The 24072-nt window shown below is 43.3% G+C and carries 19 protein-coding genes; 9 read left to right on the top strand and 10 right to left on the bottom strand.

What is annotated here, in order from left to right:
• Positions 1-107 precede the first annotated feature (107 nt).
• Complete coding sequence (locus AC0L6N_RS17370; protein WP_473476334.1) at positions 108-1730, top strand: putative bifunctional diguanylate cyclase/phosphodiesterase; 1623 nt, start codon at positions 108-110, stop codon at positions 1728-1730.
• A gap of 522 nt (positions 1731-2252) precedes the next feature.
• A complete protein-coding gene (locus AC0L6N_RS17365) occupies positions 2253-5252 on the top strand; it encodes a tetratricopeptide repeat protein (RefSeq protein WP_473476333.1) in 3000 nt (999 codons plus the stop codon).
• Between the two features lie 67 nt (positions 5253-5319).
• Here AC0L6N_RS17365 and AC0L6N_RS17360 read toward each other — a convergent pair whose 3' ends face one another.
• The gene (locus AC0L6N_RS17360; RefSeq protein WP_473476331.1) at positions 5320-7962 is read right to left on the bottom strand and encodes a TonB-dependent receptor; all 2643 of its coding nucleotides are present in this window, start codon (positions 7960-7962) and stop codon (positions 5320-5322) included.
• A 555-nt stretch (positions 7963-8517) separates the two neighbouring features.
• Here AC0L6N_RS17360 and AC0L6N_RS17355 point away from each other — a divergent pair.
• Complete coding sequence (locus AC0L6N_RS17355) at positions 8518-9330, top strand: hypothetical protein (protein WP_473476329.1); 813 nt, start codon at positions 8518-8520, stop codon at positions 9328-9330.
• Between the two features lie 156 nt (positions 9331-9486).
• Positions 9487-10935 (top strand): dGTPase, encoded by a 1449-nt coding sequence (gene dgt, locus AC0L6N_RS17350; RefSeq protein WP_473476327.1) that lies wholly within the window; start codon positions 9487-9489, stop codon positions 10933-10935.
• Between the two features lie 103 nt (positions 10936-11038).
• On the opposite strand, the gene AC0L6N_RS17345 is transcribed toward dgt, so the two are convergent.
• From AC0L6N_RS17345 to AC0L6N_RS17330, 4 genes are all read right to left on the bottom strand, one after another.
• Positions 11039-11290: a hypothetical protein gene (locus AC0L6N_RS17345; RefSeq protein WP_473481370.1), complete on the bottom strand. Its 252-nt coding sequence runs from the start codon at positions 11288-11290 to the stop codon at positions 11039-11041.
• Positions 11291-11457: 167 nt separating this feature from the next.
• Positions 11458-12969, bottom strand: a complete 1512-nt coding sequence (locus tag AC0L6N_RS17340) for an acetyl-CoA hydrolase/transferase family protein (RefSeq protein ID WP_473476326.1) — start codon at positions 12967-12969, stop codon at positions 11458-11460.
• Positions 12970-13175: 206 nt separating this feature from the next.
• Positions 13176-13613, bottom strand: a complete 438-nt coding sequence (locus AC0L6N_RS17335) for a cytochrome b562 (RefSeq protein ID WP_473476325.1) — start codon at positions 13611-13613, stop codon at positions 13176-13178.
• Positions 13614-13731: 118 nt separating this feature from the next.
• Entirely contained in the window at positions 13732-14235 is a 504-nt protein-coding gene (locus AC0L6N_RS17330; protein WP_473476322.1) for an LEA/WHy family protein, read from the bottom strand.
• Positions 14236-14575: 340 nt separating this feature from the next.
• Here AC0L6N_RS17330 and AC0L6N_RS17325 point away from each other — a divergent pair, with 340 nt between their 5' ends.
• The 3 genes from AC0L6N_RS17325 (at position 14576) to AC0L6N_RS17315 (ending at position 16055) form a co-directional block, all read left to right on the top strand.
• Entirely contained in the window at positions 14576-14830 is a 255-nt protein-coding gene (locus AC0L6N_RS17325; RefSeq protein WP_011576498.1) for an HP1242/YdcH family protein, read from the top strand.
• A 51-nt stretch (positions 14831-14881) separates the two neighbouring features.
• On the top strand, positions 14882-15349 hold the full coding sequence (locus tag AC0L6N_RS17320; RefSeq protein WP_232283258.1) for a hypothetical protein: 468 nt from the start codon (positions 14882-14884) through the stop codon (positions 15347-15349).
• Between the two features lie 70 nt (positions 15350-15419).
• Entirely contained in the window at positions 15420-16055 is a 636-nt protein-coding gene (locus tag AC0L6N_RS17315; RefSeq protein ID WP_473476320.1) for a DUF2238 domain-containing protein, read from the top strand.
• Positions 16056-16171: 116 nt separating this feature from the next.
• Here AC0L6N_RS17315 and rnr read toward each other — a convergent pair whose 3' ends face one another.
• Positions 16172-18418: a ribonuclease R gene (gene rnr / locus AC0L6N_RS17310; RefSeq protein WP_473476318.1), complete on the bottom strand. Its 2247-nt coding sequence runs from the start codon at positions 18416-18418 to the stop codon at positions 16172-16174.
• Between the two features lie 271 nt (positions 18419-18689).
• Complete coding sequence (locus tag AC0L6N_RS17305; RefSeq protein WP_006991744.1) at positions 18690-18899, bottom strand: cold-shock protein; 210 nt, start codon at positions 18897-18899, stop codon at positions 18690-18692.
• A 625-nt stretch (positions 18900-19524) separates the two neighbouring features.
• Between AC0L6N_RS17305 and AC0L6N_RS17300 the strand changes: the two genes are divergently transcribed.
• Both AC0L6N_RS17300 and AC0L6N_RS17295 read left to right on the top strand, forming a co-directional pair.
• Positions 19525-20772: an acyl-CoA dehydrogenase family protein gene (locus tag AC0L6N_RS17300; RefSeq protein WP_473476315.1), complete on the top strand. Its 1248-nt coding sequence runs from the start codon at positions 19525-19527 to the stop codon at positions 20770-20772.
• 95 nt (positions 20773-20867) lie between these two features.
• On the top strand, positions 20868-21086 hold the full coding sequence (locus tag AC0L6N_RS17295; protein ID WP_006991742.1) for a hypothetical protein: 219 nt from the start codon (positions 20868-20870) through the stop codon (positions 21084-21086).
• 165 nt (positions 21087-21251) lie between these two features.
• On the opposite strand, the gene AC0L6N_RS17290 is transcribed toward AC0L6N_RS17295, so the two are convergent.
• From AC0L6N_RS17290 to AC0L6N_RS17280, 3 genes are all read right to left on the bottom strand, one after another.
• On the bottom strand, positions 21252-22034 hold the full coding sequence (locus AC0L6N_RS17290) for a hypothetical protein (RefSeq protein WP_473476313.1): 783 nt from the start codon (positions 22032-22034) through the stop codon (positions 21252-21254).
• Between the two features lie 399 nt (positions 22035-22433).
• Complete coding sequence (locus AC0L6N_RS17285) at positions 22434-23099, bottom strand: platelet-activating factor acetylhydrolase IB subunit (protein WP_473476311.1); 666 nt, start codon at positions 23097-23099, stop codon at positions 22434-22436.
• 397 nt (positions 23100-23496) lie between these two features.
• Entirely contained in the window at positions 23497-24036 is a 540-nt protein-coding gene (locus tag AC0L6N_RS17280) for an NADPH-dependent FMN reductase (protein ID WP_473476309.1), read from the bottom strand.
• Positions 24037-24072: the final 36 nt, after the last annotated feature.

Raw genomic sequence — 24072 nt, 5'->3', positions numbered from 1 at the left:
TAAATATCGACTACATTACTCTGATATAAGACGCGCTAATAAGCGCGTCATTCGGTGAATCTAATCGCCAACTCGTCTCAATACCATTTCGCTACTAGGAACCAGCAGTGTTGTATCTTTTCTCTGTGTTGATGATTGCTTGTGGCTGCGTGTTTCTGCTGATCAGTGTTCGCCCTGTTAATCACATCTACAAAACGGATAGCAATTTAGGATGGCTAGTGCTGCGCAGCTTGGTCGTATTTTTTGTATTCGGTTACTTTGGCGTTTTTTATTATTTCGTGCAAAAAATGACGATTAATACCGCGGATGTGATTGTCTCAGCGATCATGATGGCGGGTGGTTTTTTTGTATTTCTGGTGACACGTCTTAGTTTAAAAAGCATGGTGAAATTGAATCAACTTGCTGCCCAAGAACGCAGTAATTTGTTACACGATCCCCTAACGGGTTTGGCGAATCGAGCGTATTTGATGCAAGACATGCAGGCGCTTATTGCAAATGAAGAGCAATTTGACTTATTGATCCTCGACTTAAATCAGTTCAAGCAAATTAACGATGCGTTAGGCCATTATTTCGGTGATGTACTGCTTTGTCAGGTTGGACTAAAAATTGGCCAAACTCTGCCAAATACGTGTACTTTGTATCGTTTAGGGGGGGATGAATTTGCCATAGTATCGACAGCAATGGTAAACAAAAATACAAGCCAAAAGGAAAATGAATCAGCAAACAGAATCGATGATATCGCACGATTGATTCACAGCACTATGGACGAAAATTTCGAGATAGAAAGCTACGAGCTAAGTGTTAGCGCATGTATTGGAGGTACGGGGTTTCCTGAGCTTGGCCGTTCTGCCGAAATACTGCTTGGCCAAGCGAATTTGGCTTTGTATGAATGTAAGAAAAACACCAGCTCTTTTAGCCATTATTCATCAGCATTTGAAACGGGTGCCGCTGATAACTTAAGTATTGCGACGCGTTTAAAGCAAGCTGTTGCTTTGGAAGAGTTTGAACTTTGGTATCAACCTATTATCGACTTATCCGATGGCAGCGTGAATGGGGCTGAGGCGTTAATTCGCTGGCCTCAATTAGATGGAAGTTATATTGCGCCAGATAAATTCATAAAAATCGCAGAACAAAGCCTGCTGATAACCCAAATAACCCAACGGGTGATGAATATCGTCAAAGAAGATATTCAGTTATTCAATCAATCAAAATTGAGCTTATGCGTGCACCTCAACTTGTCTGTTAAGGACCTGCAAAGTCCTCACTTGGTAGATAATATTAACTCGATATTCAGTCAATGCGATTGGAGTAAGCATGCTCTGATGCTAGAAGTCACAGAAAGCGCGATGATGACAGATGTCGCTAGGGTCAAAACTACCATGGCACAGATTGCAAACACAGGGTTGGCCTTTAGTATTGATGACTTTGGCACAGGCTATTCTTCCTTAGCGTTATTGCGCGACCTACCTGTGAATCAGATAAAAATAGACCGCTCTTTTGTGAGTAATATTCTAAAAAGTGAAGATGATTTGGCAATCGTTAAGTCAACCATTTATCTGGCGAAACATTTAGGCTGTAACATTGTCGCTGAGGGGGTGGAGGATGCTCAAACCGGTCAGCTTCTTAAATCTCTGGGCTGTGATCACGCCCAAGGTTACTATTACAGCAAGCCATTAAAAATAGAATCTTTCATTCAATTTGCTGAGTCACATAGGCCCATTACTCAATAAGATATAACAGTCAACATCAGCCGAAATACTCACCATGTAATTAAGTGTAATAAAATTCCCTTATCTATTTAGGCCGAGCATGAAACCTGGTTATTCCAACAGTGATAAGGCACTAACCTACTGAAAAATGAGAAGTGATTGGTATGACAAGCTGACTAATCGCGCTGATTGATAGACATTTAACTCAGACTTACTACTATAAAGTGAAGAGCTAGGATGCTGTGTTTCTTATACCTCGTATATTGAATCTTTTCTTTCTTGAAGAACTCAAAAAAACGACGATATAAACTGACCAAGTAAAGTTAGGTAAGCAAGGTTCATCACTCCACTTTCATCGTGTCAGCTAATTATCATTTGATCTCAATATTGGTTAGATTCGAACTGGGTAGTTGAGTGCGTATGAACGGAAAACATCACTGTCACTTTAAATCCTTTGTTAAGCAGCCCCGCCAAACAAAGACATCATCAGGTTACGCAGCACACTTTTTAAATAAAATACTTCTTTTCCTCATTGTTGTTTTTTTGCCAGCAATCCTCATCACTGCCAACGGTCAAAACAGCCAGACCCCTAGCACGATGACATACAGCCAGTTAGGGGCGTCTTGGTACAGTAAAGGCGAATATGACAAAGCAATAGAAGCTTTTCGGCAAGCTCTTGAAGATGACATTAATCACTTTGGCGAAGCACATCTTAATGTGGCGACAGCACACAATAATCTAGCGCTCGCGTACAAAGCAAAAGGTCAATACGACAAGGCAATCTCTTATTATCAGTTGGCACTTGCTAGCAGCATAGAAAACTACGGTGATGGGCATCAGGAAATCGCTTCTGTGCGTAGCAATTTGGGATTAGTTTGGTATGCCAAAGGGCAATACGACAAAGCCCTCGAGTACTATGAATTAGCGCTGGCCAGTAGCGTTAAAAACTTGCACAAGGACTCCGCTTTTATTGCAACGTTAAGAAGCAATATCGGATTAGTATTTCAAGCCAAAGGCGCCTACGACGAGGCTATTCGATATTACACGCAGGCACTGGAAAACGGCATTGCCACTTTGGGTGACGACCACCCCTCGGTGGCAATTCGGCGCAGTAATCTAGGCAGTGCATGGGAAGCAAAAGGACAGTATAAAAAAGCGGTAGCGCTTTACGAATTAGCCTTAGAAAGTGGCATACGTCAACTGGGTGAAAATCATCCTACTGTGGCTACTAGACGCAATAAACTGGGTAATGTTTGGCAAATTCAAGGGCATTACGGTAAAGCGATTGAATACTACACGCTTGCCTTAACAAGCAGTTTAAATTCAGTTGGAAAAGACCACCCTTTTGTAGCGGTGATGCTGAACAGTTTAGGTAGCGCTTGGGAAGCCAAAGGTCGATACACAAAAGCGATCGAGCAATATGAAAAAGCGCTGCAAATCAACATACTAATCTTTGGTGAAAGCCACCCTGACGTTGCTAGCACGCGCAGGCAATTGGGCAGCGCGTGGCATAAAAAGGGTCAATATGACAAATCGTTGGTGTATTACAAACAAGCGTTGGCGAGTGACATTAAGACATTCGGAGGTGACCATCCCAGTGTTGCGGACACGCGCAAGCGTTTGGGCAGTCTTTTACAAGCCAGAGGTCAGTTTGATGAAGCAACAAAACTGTATGAGCTCGCGCTTACCAGTAGTTTGGCGATTTTTAGCACCAGCCATCCAGAAGTTGCCAGTATTTATCGTCAACTAGGGAGCGTATGGCAAGCCAAAGGCCAATACACGAAGTCGCAAAATTACTATGAGCAAGCGTTAGAAAGCGAGATAAATACATTTGGTGAAGATCACCCAAATGTGGCGTTAACCCATGCACTACTTGGCAGCCTATGGGAGGCAAAGGGGCAATATGACAAGGCAATCGGCTTTTATGATTTAGCCTATCAGAGCCATCTGCTCAAATTTGGTGAGAGTCACCCAAGCGTGGCCAAAACTCGGCGTCAGCTCGGCCGGGTTTGGCAGGAGAAAGGGCAATACGACAAAGCCTTAGGGTTTTTCGAGTTGGCGTTAACCAGTGATATAAAAACCTTTGGTGACGAGCACCCAGATGTGGCCGTTACACATCGCCTGTTAGGCGGTCTATGGCAAGCTAAAGGTCGATACGATAAGGCTATCAAGTACTATCAACTTGCTCTTAGCAGTAGCTTGTTAACTTTTACTGAGAGTCATCCCGAAGTAGCTGATACGCGCAGGCAGCTTGGCAGTGTGTGGCAGGAGAAAGGTCAGTACGACAAAGCAATGGAGTTTTATGCCTCGGCGCTTGCCAGTGATACAAAAACCTTTGGGGATAACCACCCTAACGTCGCCGTTACGCGCAGGCTTTTAGGAAGCCTGTGGCAAATTCAAGGTGATTACGACAAGGCAATTGAATATTACGAATTGGCCCTGCAACACACGCTTAAAAAATACGGCAACGCACACCCAGAAGTCGCTAAAACATACAATCAATTAGGCAGTGCATGGCAAGCGCAAGGGCAGTTTGATAAGGCCAATGAATATTATCAACTGGCCTTAATGGGGGGGCAGCAATCTCTCGGTGAACAGCATCCTGTGGTGGCTACAACGCAAAGCCATATGGGCAGTCTCTGGCTGGCTAAGGGCCAGTACGACAAAGCTTTAGGCTTATATGAGCTGGCCTTGGCTAGCACGATTAAAAGCTTGGGGGAAGAGCATCCAGATGTTGCCGAGATACGCAGTAGTTTGGGCAGAATATTCAAGGGAAAAGGCCAATACGACCGAGCAATAGAATATTACGAACTGGCCCTTAATAGCGGTATTGCAACCTTCAAAGAAGACCATCCGTCGGTGGCTATAAGGTGGAGTAATTTAGGCAGTTTGTGGTCAGCGAAGGGACAACATGAAAAGGCGATTAAATACTATCAATTGGCATTTAACAGTGGGATCAACACCTTTGGTCAAGACCACCCTGCGGTGGCCATCAGACAAAGTAATCTAGGCAGTGCTTGGGAATCGTTGGGAGACTACGACAAAGCGATACAATATTATGAGTTAGCACTACAAGGGGGGATTAAACACTTTGGTGAAGATCACCCAGCAGTGGCCAAAAGGCGCAGTAATTTAGGGAGCGTTTTTAAAGCACTTAAGCAATATGACAAAGCGATTAGTTACTATGAATTAGCACTGAAAAGCGGGATCCGCGTGTTGGGGGAAAACCATCCGTCAGTCGCGATCCGCCAAAACAGTTTAGCCAGTTGCTGGCAAGCAAAAGGGCAATACGACAAAGCTATCGCGTATTATGAGAAGGCGCTGTCGATCTACGTGCAAACCCTGGGCGAAAATCATCCGAATGTGGCCGCGACGCGAAGCAACCTTGGTAGCGCATGGTACGCGAAAGCAGAGTTTAAAAAGGCGATTGAATATTATGAATTGGCGTTAGCCACGGGACTAGCAATTTACAACAAAGACCACCCATTCGTTAGCGCCATGCGCAGTAATATAGACAATGCTAGGGATGCTCGTTGGCAATAAAAGAAACCGGCATTTACCGGTTTCTTTGCTTATACCAATTACCGTGGAACGGTATTAGGTATTGTCCTTAAAAGCGCTTTCTCAGTGTGATGCCAAATGTAGCAGGGTCAGAAATATAAGCGTTAAATTTACCCTCTTGCAGAGGCGTATTAAAATTCACATGGTTAATATATTCTTCATCCAACACATTGCGACCCCAGAAAACCAAATCCATATCGTATTTCGCGAAATTCATAAAGAAACGCAAGTTAAGCAAGTTGTATGAGTCTTGCACGGCGAACGGGTCATTACTGCCATCTAAAACGACATCCCCCGTGTAAGAGTATTCAGCTACGATATGGGCATCGACGCCATCACTAATGGTGAAATCCTTTTTCACTCTTAACATGGCATAGTCTTCTGGCTCGCCAGTTGGGCGGTCACCAGAGCGATCGCAATAAGGGTTTGGCGCACCCGATTCCGAAACTTCCTGACCAGGATCGGTAATACCTGTGTGCCACGTGTAGGCTATCCAACAATTGCCGCGCATAAAGTTGTCATACTCTGCGTTGACTCTGGCATATACAAAACCGACTTCAATGGTATCTGTTGGCAGCCACGTTAGCTCTACTTCTAAACCAGAGGTTTTGTAATCCCCTGCATTTTGTAGATTAAAACCTGTGCCGGTAAATGTATTCGCTTGAATGTCATCAACGTTGGTTGAGTGTACTGCGGCGTTAACCCTAAGATCTTGTTCCGGAAAGTCTTTCTTAATACCAATTTCCAGTGATCTGGATTTCTCAGCAGCGAATATAGGGTCGAAACCTTCTGTAATTCGATCAGTGTTGGTCCCCCCAGACTTATAACCAGTACCGTATGAAACATACATGAGCGTGTCTCTATTTGGGGTGTAGCTGAGTTTCAGCGTGCCGGTTATTTGGTCATCATCTAAGGTATCAGAAATATCTGAGCGAGCAGCGGTAATGGCGCCAAGAGGATTGAACCCCCAACCCAGCGTTTGAAACGGGGCCAGAGCAGCCAGTGCTGCCTGGCCGTTAGCCGTTGTAATATCAATCGTATTGGCTTGAATGCCCGCCAAGACGTTACCGGCTAAACCTGCACCGTAAAGTAGTGACCCAGGCACGATTGACTCAGGGTCTGCTGGATCACCAAGCGAGGTAAAGAAGGTTGGAAAGACCGAGTCTGCGGGTAACACTTCACTAAAAATAGTCGAGAGATCTTTACTTTCATCGGTATAACGTAAACCTGTGGTTAGGGTGAGCGTTTCGGAAAGTTGGTAGTCGATTTGACCAAAAATAGCGTAGCTTTCATGTTTTTGCTCTGCGCGGTGATCAAAGCTGGTCGATGCAGGGGCGGGTGATGCCGACGCTGACACAAGGCCATTGGTTGCAATGCTCAAGGCATCAATGCCAGCGAGCAGATCATTAAATGCTCCTTGTGCGAAGCCTGCCAGAAAAAAGTCATTGAATTGTTCGCCCGTGTACAAGCTGTAATCGAGATCCAAGTCTTGCCTAAAATAGTAAGCACCGAGTATCCCTGTGACGTGGTCACTGGTGTAATCGATTCGTAATTCTTGGGAGAACGAATTTTGCTGTGAGTCATTTCGGGTACCAAACAAATGAGCATCCGTAAAGTCACTGTCTATGTTGTCATAGGAGTCGAAATTACGATAAGCGGAAATAGACACCAAGGTAAATTGCTCATTGATATTCCAATTCAACTCAGCTGACAACCCGCTATCTTCTACCTGTGACTCAGGTAAGAATGACAGCGCGACTTTGTGATCAAAAAAGTCACTGCCATCAAATATAGTGGCATTAAACGGCGCTTGAGATAGGAGACTATCAGTGCCAAATTTACCTTCTATACCAGTGGCTTGAGCATTACTGACTTGTACTGGGGCGGCGCAGCAAATTTCATCAATTTTTGCATAGTCAGCAATAATGCGCAGAGTGACATCGTCACTCGGGGTATATAAGGCTTGAAGTCTCGCACCCCAGCGGTCTCGATCATTTAGGACGTCACTTCCTGAGTTGACTTCGCTAACGAAACCATCACGTTGACTACCAAAACCTGTCACGCGCAATGCCAGTACATTGTCAATCGCAGACAGGGACGCCGCAGCGGAATAATTAATTAAACCGTAATTTCCGACTGTACCTTCGATAAAATTATTCGCGCCATCATGGCTTGGTGCAACAGAACGGATCAGTATTGCGCCTGAAGGCGTATTTTTTCCAAACAGTGTCCCTTGAGGGCCGCGAAGAACTTCCACAGCTTCAATATCCACTAAATTGTTGACCATAGAGCTTTGGCGCGCGCGATAAATACCATCAACGTAAAGCCCCACCGATGGGTCCAAACCAAAATTTTGTGACGAGGTGCCTATACCGCGTATCGAGAAGCTGGTGTTGGTCACATTCTGGGTTTGAAATGCAGAGGAGGCAGGCACCATACTAGCGACATCAAAAATATCTTTGAGCACAGCTTGGTTAAGTTGCTTACCGGAAAAGGCGCTAACTGAAACAGGCACCGTCTGCATACTTTGACGACGCTTTTGCGCTTCAACAGTAATGGTTTCTAGGCGAAGTGTTTCTACTTCTTCTTCGATTTCTTGTGCGCTAACGATGGGAATGGGAAAACCCAAGGTGAGCGAAATTAAGAGTGCGATGGGGTTCTTTTTAAGCTGGCAGGTGTTAGTTTTATCCATATGTGCGTGTCCTTTTGTTCGTCGATTTTATCCATGTTTGGTGAACATTTTTTCTGGTTAACAGGTGCACAACTAGAGATTTGCTGACCAGTATTTCGTTATCGTTTTTATTGGAAACCCCGCTTTATAATCATGGGGATAGAGCAACTATAGTTGTCGAAAAATAGCATCGCCAATCGATTTTTACCTGTCATGATTTGACACATTAAATATGAATATTTTTTATGAGTGTTTAACTTACCCATTGATATAGTTAATGTTCCAATTTTATTGGGCTGCGTGACGTTTGTGCGTGAGGGTCTTTGCTCTTCAATCAATCATCTGGTTGCTCTGCCTCTCAACAGGCGCAGATTAATGTGTCATTATGGCGCTATAAATATGCCAAACACGGATGTTCAGGCGACATTTGAACTGACATTGTGAATTATGTAGGCATCACAGCAAGCTGTTGTTATTTGTTCTGATTAATGATCAGCAAAGCAAATAACCTTACTTAGCCATTAGATGTACAGTAGAGCAGCACTACCTCAAACCCATTAACGAAGTTAGTGACACATGATATATTGCCTTTTCTTGATATATGACCCCGTTAATTTAGAAAAATCGCTATTACGTCTCCATCGGTTTCTCACCTCAAGCGGAACAAAAGCCAAAATTCTGGTCATCAATAATGGCGAGCAGATACATAGCTCATCGTTAAATAATATTGAATTTATTCCTGGGGATAACCGCTATTTTGAGTTCTCTGGCTGGCAAGCCGGTAAGCAATATTTAGAAGAGAATTATACCTTGCAAGATGGCGATCTATTTTGCTTCGCAAATGACACCTTCGACAAAAACCACTATTTTTCTCCCTTAACAGCATGGCTGTATAATTTAAAATCGAAACAGGCTGCAAAGCGCCAAAGGGGATTCATTTTAGGGCGGGTTGATAGCCGTAATATAGAATATAAAGTGGATAAGTTACCCTTATCTAAATGGATTTCATCTTACTTTTTCGTGTTGGATTATACTGCGTTCCAAGCGCTGGTTTTTCTCAATACACGGCTGTGCACCGCAGTGAAAGAAGTCACTGATGAATCGATTTATTTTGATCAAACCGTTGTTGATACTCCCATGCAAGAACATATCAATAGTTGGCTCAGGCCAACAGGAAAAGGCTGGTATCGTGCTCATTCAAGTGATAACGATGTCATTCGAAATAAAAGTGTCGCCATTTTGCATGAGAAATATTTAAGTGCGGTGTTAATGGCTAGAAATGTTGAGCTTATTCACGTGTATAGCGGGCGCATTGGTCGGATAGTGCACAAATTTGATAAACGGGTGCAGAAATTTCGCTTGCGATATCTTCAGTCCAGTAAGGCGTAAGATAGTTAGTTCACGGGACGTATTTTTTAGGGTACCTGCAAAGCATTAATTTGAATTAAGTTGGGCCTAAGCCGTTGTTTTATTTCGTGTAAAAAAGTGTCATGTAGTGAACCACTGTTGTATTGTCGATGAACATTAATACTGCAAGACGTATCCATGATTGATTTTTCTAAAAAGCTAACGAGTCATCGACTTCACAATACGAGAAACAGAGAGTCCATCAAATCGATTCTGTTCGATTTTGAAAGTGATCGCGGGCGTATTATCAATTCGGCAGCGGTGCGCAGGTTGCAGCAGAAGACCCAAGTATTCCCCCTAGAACGAAACGCCGCGGTGAGAAGCCGGCTGACTCATTCATTAGAAGTGCAGCAAGTTGGGCGATTTATTGTTCAAAGCATATTCAATAAATTAGATAGCGCTAAGCAGACGGAATACAACCTAGCCGAATTCGAGCGACATTTAGAAAGCGTGGTGGAAATGGCGTGTCTCATGCACGACATAGGCAACCCGCCGTTCGGCCATTTCGGTGAGCAGGCAATTAATGACTGGTTTGCTCTCAAGCTGAAAGATTCATTTCCCACAAACAGCGACGGTGAATTCACGTTTAATCCGGCCTTACAGCGAGACATTTGTAACTTTGAAGGTAACGCTCAAGCGATAAGGCTTATACACTCGCTATTACAATTGAATCTCACTTTTAGTCAAGTGGCAGGCATACTCAAATACACCCGCTGCGGTACTGATGTAAAACCTGATAAAAGCGATAAGCTTGGCTATTTACAAAAAAAGGTCGGCTTTTATTTCAGTGAAAAAGAGTATGTCGAAACCCTGTGTGACACCTTAGGCATAAAGGTTGGGCATCGTCACCCTGCGTCATACATCATGGAAGCTGCCGATGATATCTCCTACTGTATCGCTGACCTTGAAGATGCCGTTGAAAAAGGCATCTTGGGTATTGAACAGTTGCAAGCGTCTTTGTGTGAAGAATTTCTGTTACTGCTGACCGAATTCGGCTTGGATACCAGCAAAAATACCATGCAAAGTTTAACCTCAAAAGCCTATAAAGCCGCGAAGGCGGATGATATATCAAAAGACAGTCAGTTCTTTATTTCTTTAAGAGTGGGCGTACTTCACCCCTTAGTGACTCATGCTGTTGAACGCTTTATCAATAATATCGACGGCATATTTCATGGGTCGTTTAATCAAGCGCTGTTAGAAGATAGAAGTACAGCCCATGCGCTATCTGAAGCATTTAAAAAAGTCGCTCTAAAGTACGCGTTTTGCAACAAAGAGGTTGAAGCAAGGGAGTTGCAAGGTTACAAAATCATTAGTGGTTTGCTTGATTGCTATCAGCCATTATTGAGGCTGTCGAAAGCACAATTTTCTAGGGTATATCAGCAAGAAAAAGACGCACCACTGTTAGCAAAAAGGTTAGTGAAAAAGCTGCCAGGTAAGCATTTGCGTGCCTATTTGCACGCCATCCATCATGATGCCAGTGAGGAGCTAGAGTTTTACTACCGTTGCCGATTGTTACAAGACTATATTAGCGGCATGACAGACCAATATGCGTATGATGAGTACCGCGCACTCATGGTGGTGGATTAAGCACAGCGGCGAGTTGTATCCTTGCTATCTGTTTAATAGCCAAGATATAACCAAGCTTAGGTAAAACACAGTCTTTTGGAGCGAAGTCTAAGTAATGCGCAGTTTATTTGAAGCGCACCTTACCACCGATTATTTTCAGTGCGGGTGTGCCACGTACTAACGTATCTCTGGCAAAAATGGTTTCACACTTGGGGCATGTCCCTTCAACGCTGGTGAAATCTTTGCTTATTCTTTCTTTAAAGCATTTTATTAAGGCCCCTTTACCGCCCTTTTTATAGCGAAAAAGTTGCTGCTGACAGCTAGCACAAAAAATATCGACGCTTTTACTGGGGGCTTTTGAATTTGGTTTTGCCATTAATATCTTACGTTTTGTGAGTATGGTTAAGCCTATTGCCGACAGTATATTGCCAGCAATAAGATAAACAAACACGCTAGTACCTAATGAATAAAATCAATGCTAATAAATAAATTAACCACTTCGCAAAAATTTAAAACACTAAAATCAAATGCCTGATGAATTCGTTACATTTGGCCTTTGGTTTCAAAGTTATGATGCCAGCTTAATGCCTCATCTAAATTATGCGGCGTGTGCATACCGCGTTTTGTCGCACAGGCCCGCTCATAGTAATCATGCAGTCGGTCTTTAAACTGCGGGTGAGCACATTTTTCAATGACGACTTTCGCCCGTTGTCTTGGCGACAAGCCCCTCAAATCGGCAAGGCCTTGCTCGGTCACAATGACTTTCACATCATGTTCAGTATGATCAACATGGGATACCATAGGCACAATGGCAGAAATTGCCCCGCCTTTGGCGATAGAGGGCGTCATAAATATCGATAAGTAACCATTACGCGCAAAATCCCCCGACCCGCCAATACCGTTCATAATGCGTGAACCCATTACATGCGTCGAATTCACATTGCCATATATGTCTGCTTCGATTAAACCATTCATGGCGATAATACCGAGTCGCCTAGCGATTTCAGGGTGGTTACTAATGTCTTGTTGCCTTAGGATAATTTTGTCGCGATAGAAGTCAATATTGTCATTAAATTCATCCAGTGCCTGGGGGCTAAGTGAAAATGCCGTGGCGGACACTACAGACAATGAGCCAGATTTCAGCATTCCTAGCATGCCATCTTGAATAACCTCAGTGTAGGCGGTTAAATTGCGATAACCGCCTTGCTCTAGTCCGCTCAACACCGCATTTGGGATATTGCCCACACCCGATTGAATAGGAAGTAATTCCTTGGGTAGGCGACCTTTTTTAATCTCATGGGAGAAGAAATCAAGAATGTGTTCAGCGATTTGGTTCGAGACCTTATCCGGCGGGGTAAAAGGACTATTACGATCTGGTGCTGAAGTTTCAACGATGGCGACAATTTTTTCCACAGGGATCGACAAGTACTTTTCGCCAATGCGGTCAGACGGAGAATTCAAATCAATAGGCTTGCGGTGAGGTGGTAACGCTGTGCCATAGTATATATCGTGCATTCCTTCTAACTTCATGTTTTGCTGAGTGTTGACCTCTAAAATTACCTTATCTGCTTGCTCGACCCAGGTTTTATTATTGCCAACCGAAGATGAAGGAACAATCCGCCCATCTGCTAATATGCCGGCAACTTCAATAACGGCGACATCCATCTTGCCTAAAAAGCCTGACCAAGCGTACTGAGATACTTCAGATAAATGAATATCAACGTAATCCATTATGCCGTCGTTAATTTGTTGACGGCAAATAGGATCAGATTGATAGGGTAGCCGCATATTGATGCCGTCTACGGCTGCGAGTACACCGTCAAGTTCAGGGGCAGTAGATGCACCCGTCCACAAATTAATTTTGAAGGGCTGGCCGTTGCTGTGCAATGCTTTGGCTTTTTCTGCCAACGAAGCGGGGATCGACTTGGGGTAGCCAGCGCCGGTAAAACCACTCATGCCGATGGTTTGCTGGTCTTCGATAAAAGAAACAGCTTCTTCAGCCGACATGATTTTTTTGCGTAAAATGGGACACTCAACACGTGATAAAGGCAACATGCGCACTCCTAAAAACAGCATAAAACGATAGTTAACTCGTACTTTACTGACGTAAAAAGAAGTGGATATAAGACCTGGGTCTTAGATGAGCTGTAAAATGTAACGGCTGGTAATTTTTGATAACACTATGTTTTTCATATGTTTAATTAAGGTTAAATTTTAATTCTTATTGAGTTAAGTTGATGAATGCTAGCTAATGTAAATCGTTATTCACTGCCGAAAATGAGTTGCCAGATATTGGGGCTTCGCTCTTTATGATAACGCTTTCTCAGTTCTGCCACTTTTTCCAATTGAGCTTTGGCAGCCGTGATATCGTTGTGCGTCAAACTGTTATGAACCAGACTCAGCTGTGACTGCACCTCACTCAAGCCTTGCTGCAAAATGGCTTGGCGTTTTTTATCAAATTCAACTAATTGTACTGATGCCACTAAGCGTTGTAGTTCACTCACGTTGCCGAGCATGGAGTCTGACTCAGTTGCGCGCATAGCTTGCTTGTAGTTCAAAGACATCGACTTCATTGTTGCTTCTACATCTTTGCTCTGCGTAACTGCTTTTATGGGCTCTTGGGCAACCGCTTGTTTGGCCAGCAACAAAGGGCCACTCAAAACGAATAGCGTTAGGCTTAGGTGCTTTAACATCATCATTTCTACTCAATAAAATAAAATCGAGCGCAGTCTAGCACAGATGGGCAGGGCTTTAGTTTTGACTTAAAAGGAATTGAAAGTGAGCGGTAAGTGTAAACCTATCAGGTACCAGATTGATTTACTGGGGCTGGGTTAAGCCAAACGGAATAACTCCGCTGCGGGTAACAGGAATGTTTCCCCATAATCCCTTGCTAGTGAATATTTTAGCGTTGATCTCGTAGGCCAATGCTTGAGGCTTAGAATTCATAATATCAAGTATTACCCGACCGGAATTGAATAGGCTAGCGCTTACGTCAACATCAAAGGTATTGTCGCTTAAAGGCTCAAGTACAAACTTTTTATCACTCACACCTGTAGCAACCTGCAAACCACGCAAACTCAGTTTAAAGTTCATGCCGTCTACCGGGAAAGAAATATTATTCGGATTGGTCACTCGAAACGTCAGACGAAATCGCTGCTCTAGCCCCTGAGCCGGCAGCATACTCAAGTTGGTTAACTGCAATTCAGGCTTCTCAAAATCAGGGGTAAGGGCGGCGCAAGATGACAGCAGCATGGTGATGAATATTAGCTTGACGATATGCCGTGTAAGTACCACTGCACGTCCTTGAAGGTTTGGCTGCATATTCTAGAAGCTCCTTTTTAACCCCATTTTTAGAAGAAGGCACATCATCGCCGCAGTGGGTAGGGGAGTCAAATGTTATGCGCCGCTCAGTTATGCACAGCTTAGTTAAACACATTGTGCATAGGGTGGGCGATTCGCTTACCAGTATCCCCGCTTATATAGCTGACCATTCACGTCAGGCGGTCACTTCTAACAAAAGATACGTTAAGGGTCAGTGTTTAGAAATGACATGATAAGCCTGTTGCTCTTAATGTATATCAGGCTGAAAAATGATGGGGATCAATATGTTTAACAAGCATCTGGCTAATATGGGATTAAGCTTTAACAACCTAGGATATTTATGCAAGAACTTGAGAAACACTCATTGGTAAAAGATCTTCCTGAGCATCATCACACCATTCGTCACCTTAAAATGAATGATAGTCATTTTGCTAAGTTATTCACTGCATATCATGCACTGGAAAGCGAAGTACATGATCTGGAAAGTCGAAATACCCCAGTGAAAGATGACTATATTGAGTCACTCAAAGTAAAACGTGTTCATCTCAAAGATGAATTGCTGAATATTATCCAAAAAACAGAGCAAGCGCTGTAGTTGAAACGTCGAGTTGAATAAGGAAGCTACCTCTATGAAGAAGCTATGCCAATGAAACGATTATCAGTGACATTAAGTAAACTAGTCAGCGTCTTGACGATATGTACTATTGCGTTGGTAGGGTGTAGTAGTCAATTCAACTCGAACCTGCGCAAAGTGACCTACCCGCCAGAATTCAAATATACTGAGAAAGCGGATTTGAGTTCTGATATGCATCGTCTCGCAGCGCAGATGGCTTTGCTCGAAGTCGCCCTCGATATGCCGAGTGCAGGGGCTGAAAGTGCGCCTGAATTGCAACGGGAAAAGGTGCTCAAGGCGCTAGGCAATATGAGCAAAATAGCGTCGAATTTAAAAGCAGGTGACATGGGCGCCAATCACCCGTTTATGCAAGACTATATGCAAGGTTTCGTCAGCCAGATAGACGAAGCCAGAATTGCCGCATCGTTAGAGCAACCTCGCTATTTTGCCGCAGGGAAAGTGTCAGGCGGGTGCACGAACTGCCACAAGATCAACAGATAATAGGTTTTTTTTGTCAACTAACGGGTTGGGTTAAGCACTGAGCTCAAGTGGATAAGGGTGTGGAAGATAAATGGTAAACGGCGGCAATAAAACAACAGATTTGGGTTGGTTGCTGCTGCTCATATTGGTGTTTATCGCCGTATGGACTAATTCAATCATTGGTACCACCGACGTTGCAAATTGGCTTATTGAAAATACGCTGACGGTTATTTCGCTGCTATTCTTAATCATTACCTACAGAAAATACAAGTTCAGTATTGTGAGTTATTTTTTACTCTGTGTGTTTTTATGCTTGCATGTATATGGTTCAAAATATACTTATGCCGAGAACCCTTTAGGGTTTTATTTTCAAGATATTTTTCATTCACCTAGAAACCAATATGATCGTCTCGTTCATTTTAGCTTCGGCCTTTTGCTCTACTATCCCATGAAAGAGTGCTTTTCAGTATGGATAAAATACCCACCGCGAATTGCCTTCTTTTTGCCCATCACTCTTATACTTTCAGTCAGTGCCCTTTATGAAATTTTAGAGTGGCTGGTTGCCGACATTTTCTTCCCTGCAGAGGGTGATTCCTATTTGGGCACGCAGGGAGACATATGGGATGCGCAAAAAGATATGGGTATTGCGTTTGTTGGGTCGTGCATAGCCGCTTTGTTTTTCTATCTATTTAGGTTATTCCGCCAGCCGAACGTCAAAGGGCGATAGCAAGTAAAAACAGTTAATACCAATTCCAATAAACTGTCGCTGAGTGGTTAATTATTTACTGGAGTTAGTATTTCTCGACCATAGGCTTTACTGTAGTCAAGGGGTAACCACCTGCTTTATGCCACTTCAAAGCTCATTTTTCGAGCGCGTATATCAACGTTTTTTAACACGACCGTTAAATGATCGCCTATGCGGTGAGTGTTCTGTCCGTTGGCGACTTGCTGTTTTTGGGCATCAAACGTATATGTCTCGCCTAGTAGACTCATCATACTGACTAAACCTTCTGCTCCTGTATTTTCAAGCGTCACAAACAAACCAGCATTATTCATTCCTGATATAGAGGCACCAAAAGTGTCACCGATAAAAGGTTGCATGTATTTACACATAAGTGCACTTTCGACTTCTCGGCTAACCGTATCAGCTAAACGTGATTGCCCAGAACAATGGTGACTTAAAAGCGCTACCTCTTCAGCCGTGTAGGGGTATGCATTATTCGGCACAGCCTTGCTGGTTGATACGTTGAGCTTTAATTGACGCAATAACCGTTTGAAACCGGATTCAGACTTGCTGGCGTCATTAGCGAATTTATTGCTTCGTAGCGTTGCTCTTATCGCGCGATGGGTTAACAAATCTGGGTAGCGTCTTATGGGCGAGGTGAAATGTGCATACGCCTCATAGGCTAAACCAAAGTGTCCTTGATTCTCGGGGGAGTATTCCGCCTGGCTTTGCGAGCGTAGTAACAACATTTGAATAAGTTTTGCATCAGCCCTGTGGTTCACTTTTTTCAACAAGTCATTGTAATGTTGCGGGCTTGGACTATCTCCGCCGCCAAGGGTTAAGCCTTTCTCAGTCAAAAATGCACGTAATGCCGTGAGTTTCTTTTGCTGTGGACCTAAGTGCACTCTAAATAAACTAGGAATTTTATGACGTTGTAAAAATTGTGCCGTAGCGACATTCGCGCATAACATAAATTCTTCAATCATGCGGTGAGCGTCATTTCGCTTTACGGGAGAAATACTCGCAATATTTTTGTGTTTGTTCAGCTTGAGTGCAAGTTCTCGCGTTTCAAAATCAATCGCACCGCGTTGCTTACGCTGCTTAATTAGCACCTGAAAAAGAGCATGTAAATCCTTAACATGGGGAACGATGGCTGGGCTAGAAGCGGCGGTGGTTTTGCCAAGCTTACTGTTTGGCTGAGTGACGAGCGCATTCGCTTGATTGTAGGTTAGTCGTGCATGAGATTGAATCACGCCTTCGCTAAAAGCTGCTTGAGTAACGAGCCCTGTTGCGTTGATAGTCATCTCACACATCATCACCAAGCGGTCTTCATGCGGATTCAACGAGCACAAGCCGTTAGACAATGCCTCGGGCAGCATTGGGACAACTTGATCTGGCAGATAAATCGATGTGGCGCGCGCTTGCGCTTCAATATCCAATGCGTCATTGGGTAATACATAATGCGACACATCAGCTATTGCTACCAATAAACGCCAATTTCCTGCTTGAGTTTTTTCACAATAAACGGCGTCATCAAAGTCCTTCGCATCAGCCCCATCGATAGTGACAAACGGCAAACTGCGATAATCTGTGCGCTGTGCTTTGTCCGCTTGTGATACTCGCGTGCCATGTGTATTTGCCTTGTCGAGCAATGTTTTATCCCACTGGTCAGAAATACCGTGGCGATAAAGCGCCAATGTGCTTTCTATGCCAGCATCGGTTGCATTGCCTAATACTTCAGTAATTTCAACTTGTGTTTCTTGGCGAAAGTCAGGGTAGTGGGTAATTTTGCCACTCACATATTGGCCGACGCGCGCTTGGTTTAAGGCGCTGTGTTCAACATGAATTGTGTGTGAAACTTTAACGTCATCGGGCAGTAAAAAGTAATGCTTACCTTTGCGTTGCAACATACCCACAACGTGGGTGGTATTGCGCTTTTGTACTTTAATCAGGTTACTGTAGGCACGTTTTGCGTTTTTCCCAGGCTCTACTAGCACCTGTACCACATCACCATCAAATACATGGTTCAGTTGGCTCTTTGGCAGAAACAAGTCTCTTTCGACATCGCTATAGGTAACAAAACCAAAACCCTCAGGGTGAATACTGATAGGGCCGCTAACCAGCGAATCAGGATCAATTAATTGATAACCCTTGCGTTGAAATGATAGTTGCCCGTCACGCTCCATTGCACGCAAACGTCTTCTAAGCGCTTCTTTTTCTTGAGGGGAATTGAGAGCTAAAGCATCTGCTATTTGTTCGCGATTTAAATGTTTTTTTAGGCTACTAAAAAGACTAAGAATGAACTCGCGGCCAGGGATGGGGTTGTCATACGTACGGATGGTGGATAATTGTGCGGTTTGATTCAAATTAATAAAATTCTCTTTGAGCCGCCGGTTGCTTTGTACTGGGTATTTTCAAATTAGGGATATAAAATTCTTAATGTAGGAAAAGGAATACGGGTTGAAGCATAAGGCGGGATGACTCGGAGTATGAGCCGGAATAGAAAAACGAGGTTTGTTTAAACTCGTTTGACGGGGTATTCAATAGTTGTTTGAGATAAACATAATATTTGTTCCACTCATCACTGAGTATGAGTGAAACGATAGCGCAGCATTTAACTGCGCAGCTTAACAAGGTTTAGATACAAACGATGTTTTCAGCTTGAGGGCCTTTTTGGCCTTGAGTCACGGTAAACTCTACACGTTGGCCTTCAGCCAATGTTTTAAAGCCTTCGCTAACGATTGCGCTGAAATGAGCGAAAACGTCAGGACCAGATTCTTGCTCGATAAAGCCAAAACCTTTATCTTCGTTGAACCATTTTACAGAACCAGTAGTTTTAGTAGACATAATAGATATCCTAGAAATAATTAATAAGTGCGCCAAAAAATTGCGGCGATAAAGCATGTGAGGAAAACGAATATTTTACTGAGGATAACGCGAAGAATTACAAATAAACTAATAACTAGAGTACTACAAATAACTAACATCGTGGGATTCAAAAAATAAGCTTCTTCTCAAGCTCGGCGCAAAGATACTCCTGATTCTTAGTATAAGTCAAGCAAATATTGAAGTCATTAAGGTTTAAATCAAACGCTCTCATCGGGGCGCTTGCAAAACTTGATTGCATGAGAAGTGCAGAATAAAAGTCGTGGTACCGTTATTTTTTTTGAAAAAATGGCGGCAATGTTTAAATTTATATTTGTTTATATTTTGCACGTCACTCGCTCAAAAGTGCGTTTCAAAAACTAAGAGTGATACACCTCTATAATTCACTTTTATAAAGTCGCTTTTAAACACCTTAAATTTTAAAAATATCAATAATTTCATATTCTTGAAGCGATTTAGTTGGCCATTTACACTTTGTTTACATATTATATTTTGACTGATTTTTTTGGGTTTCTACCCTGCAATACTCATGTCGTGAATGGTTAATAAAACACGGCAGATTTCACTCAAATTTAAGGAAGTAAATATGTCGACTGAAGATTTAAACGATTTGCGTATGTCAGAAGATGTGCGTCCACTTTACCTCGCTGTAAAGAAACACATTGAAGAGAATGTTATCCCGATCCAAGAAGAGTTTTATTCAATTGGTGAGAAGCTTGCTGATCGTTGGAGTTACTCTGATCGTCAAATGGAGTTATTAGAAGGGGCCAAAAATAAAGCCAAAGAGGCTGGTCTTTGGAATTTCTTTCTGCCTGATGCGGAAACAGGGCAAGGCCTAACGAATTTGGATTATGCCTATATTGCGGTTGAACTGGGTAAAGCTCCACTCGCCTCTGAAACGTTAAACTGTTCAGCGCCTGACACGGGAAATATGGAAGTGTTAGAGCGTGTCGGTACACCTGAGCAAAAAGAAAAATGGTTAAAGCCATTGCTACGAGGTGAAATACGCTCTTGCTTTGGTATGACAGAGCCTAATGTTGCCTCTTCTGATGCGAAAAACATTTCAACATTGGCGGTTGAAGATGGCGATGACTGGGTCATCAACGGTGAGAAGTACTATATCTCTGGTGCCGGTGACCCGCGTTGTAAAGTCATGATCTGCATGGTGAAAAGCAGCCCTGATGCCCCTGCACACAAACAACAATCACAAATTCTTGTGCCACTAGACACCCCAGGTGTAACAATTGTTGGCCCAATGCATGTCTTTGGTCATGACCATGCTCCTCATGGGCATATGCATATTAAGCTAGAAGATGTACGCGTACCCAAAACCAATATGTTGCTAGGTGAGGGCCGTGGTTTTGAAATATCTCAAGTACGTTTAGGCCCAGGTCGTATTCACCATTGCATGCGTTCAATTGGCCAAGCTGAAGAAGCATTGCAACTTGCCTTAGAGCGCTCAACATCAAGAGAAGCCTTCGGTAAAAAGATATATCAATTGGGCAAAAATGTTGAAGTCATCTCGAAGATGCGAATCGACATTGAAGCCATGCGTATGATGGTACTTAAAGCCGCTAAAGCCATGGATGTATTGGGTAACCAAGAAGCCCGTATTTGGATCCACATGATCAAAGCGATGGTACCTGAGCGTGTATGTGAAATTATCGACCAATCCATGCAAATGCATGGGGCTACTGGTATTTCGCAGTGGTCACCGCTTTCTGCCATGTACGCAGGCCAGCGGACCTTGCGTTACGCTGACGGCCCAGATGAGGTACATCATATGGTGGTGGGGCGAAATGAAGTACGTGAATATGAACGTAATAAGGGTTAACTAAAACCATTTTTTTAAGAGCGCAACATCAACAAGGGTCGGTGATTCTGGCCCTTATCTTTTTCATTCGAGGGCTTTTTTTAAGGAGAGCCAAAATGAGTAAATACAGTATTGCCAAACAATGTATAGCCGATGCATTAGCAGCAGCGAGCGAGGAAAACATTAACGACAGCGACGCATTAGAAGCGTTGATCATTAGTGCTATAGCTCAGATAACCAACACTGCTGGAGCAAAGCGCACAGCCGAGATAATTGATTACGAGCTACGTAATATATCAGGCGCGCTGGACAAAGACTTTTTAAGGGCGAGATAGAAATTATCGGAAGCCACAAGCTATAGGCATTTACCCGGTATTTAATAAGTTGTTGGCGAAACGCTGCGAAGAGGCATCGCCGCCTTTGCTTATCACAAATGAAAGTATTTCCGTTCACAAACGTCATTTTTCATGTGTGAACTCAGGTTTACGTGATCCGTTTTTTTAGTCTTCATCAGTTTCACCTTGCAGCATTTTTACATCATCAATGTAGTAAGTCCCTAGGCCAGATGAGTCATCTTGGGGATCGGTTGGGGAGTAACTTAAATACAGGCTTAAGCGTTCAATAGTGGTATCGGAGGGCAGGTCGCCAGTCGCAGAAAGGCCGCCAAAGAAGAGACTGTATGTTTGAGTGTCAAGATTTATCACAACCACTCCAGAGTGAGGCAAGTTCTCGCGGATATACCCTATCCGTCTTTCTGGACCATTTTGGTCTAATACATTCACGCTTGTCCAACCCTCGCCAGGTCCATCAGGTGTGCGATAAATACGCAAACCGACGAGAGAATAGGCATGCCATTGAGCGGTCTTATAAACGGCAATGAAAAGTGCTTGAGATGACCGATTACCTGGGTACTCAATGACACCGTCCCAAAAAACGTTATAAATACCGTTTGGCTCCGTAGTTGGTCGTGCATGAAAGCCTAAGTGAGGGCCAATCGCTTGTACACTCGTTGCGTGAAACAGGCGCAAGATGTTGTCGCCAGCTTCGCCATTAACGTCTGCAATGACTTTTAACGGAGCCAGCGATGCTGAGCTATTAGCGGTACTACCAGACCACGTGATTTCATCACCAGTAGGATCGCCAGTAAGCGCTAGGTCGGGGAGGTTGCCTGTAGCGTCATTGTCAAAATCAGCTAACAATATCGGTTGTGAAGAGCAGCCTGATAGCAATAACAAAAGCAAGATATTCGAAAGTAAAAAGGTGATAACAGTTGGGTTTTTCATATGATTCTTCCTTGTACGCGTGGCCAAATAAGCAATATTGACATCCATTAATATCGCATCTGTGTACAATTAAGATTAATAAGTAATCTCAATTTCGCAAAGTATTGAGTAAAAAATTACCACGTGTTTCGTCCGAACTAGCTTCGCAACATGGGTTTAATTAAAGGTGTATACGGACTACCGCGCTGTATCAATAGCAGCGAAAAATCCAAAACGAAAAAAGGATTTCGTGGCTTTTACTATCAGCTGCTAAATTACAAGAAAAGGAGTGACCTAGCCAAGACATAAGCCATTGAGCCCCACTGATGCCCCACACATAATCAACATAACTAGGCTCATATTCTGCGCTGACCCTATTACGAACCGCTAAGGTAATGCTGTTTGCCAAGCGTGCTTTAACTAGCGCATTAACCTAGCAATAGTATCTTGCATGGCGTCTGCCCAAACTTGGTATTGTTCGCTGGTTAAATGTAAAAAATCCGGCATGACGGTGTCTAATACTGTTCCATCTTCGGTTAAAAAGACATGGCCTATGTCTAACCAGAATGTGTTTTTATTGTCGGTGAGGTGTTTCACTACATCATTGATGGCATTCACTCTTTTTCGCATGGGCGCATTTTTACTTTTGCTGCGAGGGAAGGTGGCTAATAAAAGTATTTTGCTCTTAGGTAATCGGCTCTGTACCTCATTTAGAATAGCCTTGACCCCAGCGGCGGTGTCTTGGGCTGATTCCACTCTATGCCCGGCGTTATTGGTGCCAATTAATATCACAGTGAGTTTAGGCGTTAGGTTGTCGATTTCACCGTTTTGTAAGCGCCATAGCAAATGCTCAGTACAGTCGCCCGAATAACCTAAATTTAAAGGCTTTAAATGGGTGTAATGTTTGTTCCAAGTGGCCGCGCCAGTGTCCTCCCAAGAGTGGGTAATGGAATCACCTAAGAACAACAAATCCACATCGTCATTTAAGGCTTTTTTCTCATCCATTTTTTGTAAGTGACGCTCCTGCCACCACGGTTCAGTGCGTGCGACTGGCGTAATTGATAGCGCCTTTTCCGAATCAGTCATTTTTGGTTTTCCATGATGGGTAGAAGTGACAAAGGGAGGTAGGGATATTCATCGATGATAAACCAAGTTAACAGCTAACTTCCAATGAGAATCAAGGGACTGTAAGTTCACTATAGTTATCTTGGGGGCTGAATAATTTTATTTCAATTGCTGTAATCTCCCAGTTTCGGCCAACAAGGGTAAATTGGAGCGAGTCAAACTGTATGTAATGCTCGCCATGCGGCTGCTAAATACCCTGTTTTTGAATGTTTGCTTGGTGCTGTATCACTGTGGTTCTTTGCAATGAATATGGCGATCGTGTAACTAGACAGCGCTGCGATTTCCATAACGCACTTCTCTCAAGGGGTAAAAGTAACTGGCTGCAAATGTCCAGATTAACTGCATGCAGCCTTAATAGTTAAAGTGCGCTGATAAAAGCTTTTATAGAGAGTGCAAGCTCTTTGTCTTTTTCAGTACTTAGTTTTCCGTCTACCCAGTGATCATAAAAACTGCCTAAGCTAAATGAACTTCTGACATCAGCGCCCCAAAATGGCATTAACTGCGTTAATGTTTGGATGTTACTTGAACCTCCTCTTGGCCCTGGTGAAGTGCTAAGCAGAAACACAGGCTTATTCGTAGCAAACATTGGATTTTGTAAATCGCCTAAACGTGAAACCCAATCGATTAAATTTTTAAACTCTGCAGGTATTGACCCATTATGCTCCGGAGAAGAAATGATAAATGCATCATATTCAGCGAACAGCGCGCGTACTTGCTTGGCTGTTTCGGGATGTCCTTCGCTTTCCTCTCTATCTAGACTGAAAAAAGGCATTGGATAGTCTCGAATATCTAACATGGCAACTTCATACCCTTCAATTTTGCTTGAAGCCACCTCCAATAACGTCCTATTGATAGAGTGTTTACTATTACTTGCTGACACGGTCAGTATTTTTTTCATAATTAAAATTCCAATGTTTTGTGGGTTTGTTAACAA

The sequence above is a fragment of the Paraglaciecola sp. G1-13 genome (assembly GCF_055809255.1).
Note: the sequence above shows the minus strand (reverse complement) of the source record. Positions and strands in the feature narration are given on the sequence as shown.